We start from the raw sequence: 6,376 nt of genomic DNA on the forward strand, positions 1-6,376 counted from the left end.
TACCGCTTTTGGGGATTTGCTTGCTTCGTGCGAATAAGATCGATGGCGCTCGCATGGCCGTATGCGCGCAAACCCAACATCTCCGTAGACGGGATGGCGGTTGCCCATTATTCCGATTGACCGGCAACGGAAGATTGGAAGGGGCGACGGCCGTTCGTCAGGGGATGTTTTTTTGTTGGCACCGGACGGACGCTTGCATGTCAAAGCATGAAAATGATATGGAACAAGGGAGAGGGTACGGGCAATGAGAAGAACGAAGTGGTTAAAATGGGGCTGGGTGCGTCTTGCGCTAAGCCTGATGATCGTTGTACAGCTGGCGGCGGGTTCGATTGGCATCGCTTCCGCTGCAGAGGGCGGTACCGGCGATAAGGCGGACGTTGTTGATGCTGCGGCCAAACGGGATTTGTCGGCGGAAATCGCGGCAGCGGCCAAGCTTGTTGAAGGCGCCAAGGAGCAATCCGACTGGGGTGCGTTTGCGCTTGCTCGCGCGGGTGTTGCGGTGCCGGACAGCTATTTGGCGGCTACCGAGGCGGCGGTTCAAGCGAGTCATGGCAATGCCGCTAAAGTAACGGATCTGGCGCGCATCGCGATTGCGGTGAAAGCGGTTGGCGGCAATCCTGAGGCGCTGACGGATGCAAAAATCGATCTGATCGCGGAAATCGCCGCTCACTCCAAGCTGGAGGTCCAAGGCACGAACGGCCCGATCTTCGCGCTGCTCGCCCTGGACAGCGGCAGCTATGCCGGCTACGACAAGGCGAAGGCGAAGCTGGTGAAGTGGATCTTGGAGCATCGCATCGCTAAGGAAGGCTGGTCGCTGCTGCTGACGGGCGGAGCCAGCGATGTCGACGTGACGGCAATGGCGCTGACGGCGCTTGCACCTCACAAAGATCAGCCGGAAGTGAAAACGGCTATCGACGAAGCGCTTGCATGGCTCTCCGGCAAACAGCAATCGGACGGCGGGTTCGGCAGCGGCAGCGAAGGCGCATCGCAGGTCGTGATCGCGCTGGCGACGCTCGGCATTGATCCGGCGTCGGACAAAGCGTTCGTGAAAGCAAGCGGCAGCGTGCTTGCGAACGTGCTGTCGTTCCGCCAGGCGGACGGCGGATTCGCGCACGTCGCGGACGGCGGCACGAACGGCATGTCCACGCTTCAGGCGCTGCAAGCGATGACGGCATACGACCGTTATGCACAAGGCAAGCCGGCGTTGTTCCAGAAGCTGCAAAGCAAAGTTGCGGCAACGGTTGAAATCGAAGGATTAAGCGCCACGGTTGCGCAAGGCCAAGCTCAAGGCATCGTTGCTTTGGATGCGGTAGAGCAGGTATTAAAAGCAAGCAAGGTCGACTATGTCGTGGACACGCACCCGCAATTCGGCAAGCTGCTGAAAGGCATCGGCGGCGTCGACAACGGCAAGTTCGGCGGGTACGACGGCTGGATGTTCGCCGTGAAGCGCGAAGGAGCTTGGATCTCGCCGGATCGCGGCATCGCCGATTACGAAATTCGGCAAGGCGATATCGTTAAAGTATATTATAGCGGAGACAATACGAAGCTGATCAACAGCATCGAAGTGAAGCCGGTTGCGCCGCGCGCGGGGCAGGCGTTCACCGTGAAGGTGCAGCAAGAATCGTTCGACTGGACGGCGAACAAGCTTGTCGTATCGCCGGCTGTCGGCGCGCAGGTGAAGGTAGGGCCTTTCCACGCGGTGACGGATGCGACAGGTACGGCGAAGTTCGACCGTGCGCCGATCGCCGGAGAATACGCAGTTGAGGTGTCCGGCTATCAAGACGGCAAAGCGCCTTCGGTCGTTCGCGACCACACGCAGTTGAAGGTGCGCGATGCAGTAAGCGCGGTAACCGTTCGCGTGGAGGGCGACCAAGCGCCGGTAACGGCAGGATCGGCCAAAGCGGCAAACGCGCTGGATGCGCTGGAGCAAGTGCTGAAGGGCGCTAACGTGAAGTACCATGTGAAAGATACGCAATACGGCAAGATTGTCGATTCCGTGGGCGGCATCGACAACGGCAAATTCGGCGGCTATGACGGCTGGCAGGTTATCGTGAAGCGCGACGGCGCCTGGGATGTGCCGATGGTCAGCGTAGCCGACTACGACTTGCAAGACGGAGATCAACTCGTTTACTTCTACTCGAATATGAGCATCGTGGACGCAGTGGCCGTATCGCCTGAGCAACCAAAGCCGGGCCAATCGTTTACGGTCAAAGTCACGAAGAAAGCATACGAATGGGAGAAAAACGGATTCGGTGACGCTGTCGCCGCGGAAGGCGCAGTCGTCGAAATCGGCGGCAAACGGGCGACGGTCGATAGTAACGGCGTAGCGAAGTTTGAAGGTGGCGTGGCGGAAGGCGCATATACGATTGCCGTAACCGGCTATCAGGACAAAGCGGCTCCGGCCTTTATCCGCGCGGCGCAAGAGCTTAAAGTTGCAGGCGAGTATGCCGATGCGGCGGACATATCCGCTTGGGCGGCCGACGCGGTAACGAAAGCACGCGAGCTGGGCATTCTTCGCGGCGTGCAGGATGGCGACGACACGTTCGCACCGCAAACGAGCTTAACGCGTGCGGAATTTGCCGCAACGCTGGCCCGGTTATTCGGGCTGACGCCGGCAGACACGGCGGCATCGTTCACGGATGTGGACGGCAAAGCATGGTATGCGGGTTATGTGGAAGCGGCGAAGACGGCGGGCATCGTAAAAGGCGTGTCGGCCACGTCGTTTGCGCCGGAAGCGTCGATTACGCGCGAGCAAATGGCGATCATGCTGGCGAATGCGCTGAAGCTGGATGTGGCGGTTGATGCAGCGGCGATCAAGGACGCGGGCAAAGCGTCGGAGCAAGGACAAGGAGCGATCGCAGCCGTATACGGCGCAGGGCTGATGACGGGCAATAACGGTTACTTCGATCCGAAAGGCCTCGTTACGCGGGAAGTGGCGGCGGTAGTCGCTATCCGAGCTTATGCGCTGCTTCAAGCGGCATAATCGAATCAGTAATCCGGGCAATAGTTGAGCCGGCATGGAGTGCAAATAGGGGAGTCTCTGCAATCGCAGGGACTCTTCTTCCATTGATCTAAGGCAAGGCTGACTAGCCGTGATTCGTGTCGGTGGTTTGCTTGGGCCGTTCGCTGTCGCGGGGAGCCCTGCGTGATTTTAATGAAATGTGCAGTATGAAGCCGCGTACAATCCATTATGGCATTTTTCGTACCTTGATTCGCAGGCGGATGGTACAATAGTGCTGAATAAAGTGTGCGAGCGAATGATTGGAGAGAAGGTTATGACAGGTCGAATGGGCAGGCTGCTGCTTGGCTTGCAGCTTCTGGCGGCGGTAGCTTTGGCCGCGGGTTGCGGTCAGGCGACAGGAGACGGCATCGAGGCGGGCGGCGAGCGTCAAGAAGCAGGAGCTTCAGGACATACTGCGGGCGATGAAGCGTCCGGTTCAGACGGGGTACATGGCGATGTTGGCGCGGAGTCGGGCAATAACGGTGCAGGAGGCGCTGCCTCGGTTGGCTCTGGGGTACAGGGATCAGGTTCGGCCGGAGATGCAAGCGGTTCGTCCGGTGACGGCGGAAGCGGCGCTGCGGACGGAGGTGGCCCGGCAGGAGGAAGTGAAGGCAGCGGCCAGGGCGGCGGCGCGGGATCGGGTACGGTGAACGGAACCGGCGGCGATAACGCGGCAGCAGGCGAGAGCAGCGGCGATACGGCAGCTTCGGGCAACGGCGGGAAGACGACCGGCTCGAACGGCGGTAGTACGGGCAAAGGCTCCGGGGCACAAAGCGGTCAAGGCGGGGTGTCCGGCAGTGCAGGTTCGAACGGTGCAGCGAAGGGGAACGAAAGCGGGAAGCCTACCGGCGGCGGGAAGCCGGCTGGCGGCGAAGGAGCCGGCAGTGGCTCGAATAAAGGTGGGTCAGGCGCAACGGGCGGAGCTTCCGGCGGAACATCGGGTGCGGAGAACGAGAAGAAACAGTCGGTTTCGGTCAGTATCGTCGGAAATGCCGATGCCGGCACAATTTTGGCTGAGACGGAGGTTGCTCTGGAGAAAGACGACACCGCTTTTGACGTGCTGAAAAGAGTGGTGCGGGCGAACAAAATCCAGATGGAATATCGGGGCAGCGGCGTATTTTTGTACGTTGAAGGGATCGACAACGTTTATGAATTCGACGATGGCCCGACCAGCGGCTGGAAATATCGCGTGAACGGGGATTATCCGTCGGATAGCGCGGGGACGTTCAAGCTAGCGCCGGGCGACCGGCTGGAATGGATTTACGTGTCGGAGGACACGGGGACAAAGGAGAGCAAAGACTGATGGCGGGAACCGGCTTCCGGGCGCTGCATCCGTTCGTATGCTTCGTATATTACGCCGGGATGGCGGTGCTCGGCATGCTGCTGTTTCACCCGGTATTTTTGCTGGTGGGCTGGGGCATTGCGGCGCTGGTCAACTTCATGCAGGACCGCGGCAAGGAGCTGCGCAAATGGTTGCGGTATTACGTAATATTCGGGCTGTTTATCGTTGCGGTAAACGCGCTCGTCACGCATCGCGGCAGGCATATGCTGTTTTATTTGTTCGACCAGCCGGTGACGCTGGAGGCGATCGTCTACGGAGCGACGATGGCGTTGTCGCTGATGCTCGTGCTGACGGTTTTCGTTTCCTACAATTTGGTCGTGACGCAGCAGAAGTTCATGTACATGTTCTCGCGTTTTTTCCCGAAAGGGGCGCTGCTGGTGGCGATGGCCGCCGGGTTCGTGCCGAAGCTGCGCCGCAGGCTGCAGCAGCTGAGTCTTGTACAGCGGACGCGGGGGATCACCGTCCATTCCGGGAAGCTTGGCAAACGGGTTAAGGACGGCATGAAGCTGATGCAAATGCTGCTTACTTGGTCGCTAGAGGACGCGGTGCAAACGGCCGATTCGATGAACGCGCGCGGATATGGCACGGGGGAGCGAAGCGCTTATTATTTGTACGCCATGCGGCGGCGGGATTGGCTCGTGTTGGCGCAACTGGCGGCGGCGTGCACGTGCTGCATCGTCGGCTGGAGCCTCGGGTACGGCAGGCTGACCGTATATCCGCGTATGGAAGCGATTGTGCCGCAGGGGGCGGAATGGCTTGTCCTCGCGGCGTTCGGGTGGTTCGCGCTTGTGCCGGCCGTATTGGACGGGAAGGAGGAGCTGCGATGGCGCAGGTGGAGGAGAAGCGTGTAAAGCAGTATAGGGAACAAACCGGTCATCGCGTTGGGACTCGAGCAGCAGGCCACGGGAATGCGGCCGGAGATGTTGAAGGTGACACAGCCGGCATGGCAGAGTCGATTGAGGCGAGCCGAGGAAGCCACGAGAGTCAAGGGAAAGAAGAGAGCCGTGGAATCATGGGAAGTCAAGGGATTCTCGGTAGCGAAGAGAGCCTTGTGAGCCAAGGTAGTGAAAGCCAGGGTAGCGAAGGCCAAGATAGTCAAGGGAGTCGGAACCACGATAGCCGAGGCCTAGGTAGCCAACGTCAAGAGAGCTTGAGTCAAGGGAACCAAGGCCAGGGGAGTCAACATCAAGCTAGTCAAAGCCAAGGTAGCCAACGCCAAGAGAGGTTAAGTCAAGGGAGCCTAAGTCAAGGTAGCGAAGTCCAAGATAGCGAAGTCCAAGATAGCCAGCGTCAAGAAAGTCAAAGCCAAAGTAGCCAAAGCAAAAGCCAAGGTGGTGGTCAAGTTCCCGGCGGAGCGCAGCTTGAGGTCCGGGGATTGACCTTTCATTATCCGTACGAGACGGAAGCGACATTAAAGGATATCACTCTTTCCATAGACACAGGCGAGTTCGTCGTATTGTGCGGCCCGACGGGCAGCGGCAAAACGACGCTGCTGCGGCATTTGAAACGGGAGCTGGAGCCGGTCGGCCAAAAGCAAGGCGAGGTGCTATTCGGCGGCAAGTCGCTGGCCGATTACGAAGAGCGGGAGCTGTCGCAGCGGATCGGCATGGTCATGCAGCACCCGGAAAACCAGATCGTCGTCGACCAGGTGCGGCATGAGCTTGTGTTCGGTTTGGAAAATATGGCCGTATCCCCGCAAGCGATGCGGACGCGCGTTGCGGAGATGGCGCATTTCTTCGGCCTCGGGCCATGGCTGCACAAAGGGACGCATGAGCTTTCCGGAGGGCAGCAGCAGGTACTCAATCTGGCTTCCGTGCTGCTCCTCCAGCCGCAGGTGCTGCTGCTTGACGAGCCCACGGCGCAGCTGGATCCCGTTGCCGCACGCGAGTTTCTGCACATGGTGCGCCGTCTGAACGAAGAGTTTGCCATGACGGTGATCATGACCGAGCACCGGCTCGAGGAGGCGTTCCCGCTTGCCGACCGCGTCGTCATGATGGAGAGCGGCGCGATTGCCTTCGCCGGGTCGCCGCGGG

4 protein-coding genes are annotated in these 6,376 nt (G+C 59.8%); all 4 read left to right on the plus strand.

The window, feature by feature from the left end; all coding sequences use genetic code 11:
• Positions 1–244 precede the first annotated feature (244 nt).
• Positions 245–2,983 (plus strand): S-layer homology domain-containing protein, encoded by a 2,739-nt coding sequence (locus AC0LWM_RS26505; RefSeq protein ID WP_474678033.1) that lies wholly within the window; start codon positions 245–247, stop codon positions 2,981–2,983.
• A gap of 292 nt (positions 2,984–3,275) precedes the next feature.
• Complete coding sequence (locus tag AC0LWM_RS26510) at positions 3,276–4,304, plus strand: DUF4430 domain-containing protein (protein WP_474678034.1); 1,029 nt, start codon at positions 3,276–3,278, stop codon at positions 4,302–4,304.
• Positions 4,256–5,194, plus strand: a complete 939-nt coding sequence (locus AC0LWM_RS26515) for an energy-coupling factor transporter transmembrane component T (RefSeq protein ID WP_474678035.1) — start codon at positions 4,256–4,258, stop codon at positions 5,192–5,194. Before AC0LWM_RS26510 ends, AC0LWM_RS26515 begins: the two co-directional genes overlap by 49 nt.
• Positions 5,167–6,376 (plus strand): energy-coupling factor ABC transporter ATP-binding protein (locus AC0LWM_RS26520; protein ID WP_474678036.1); only part of this gene is annotated, 1,210 nt, incomplete at its 3' end. The genes AC0LWM_RS26515 and AC0LWM_RS26520, both read left to right, overlap by 28 nt.

The sequence above is a fragment of the Paenibacillus sp. sgz302148 genome (assembly GCF_056120465.1).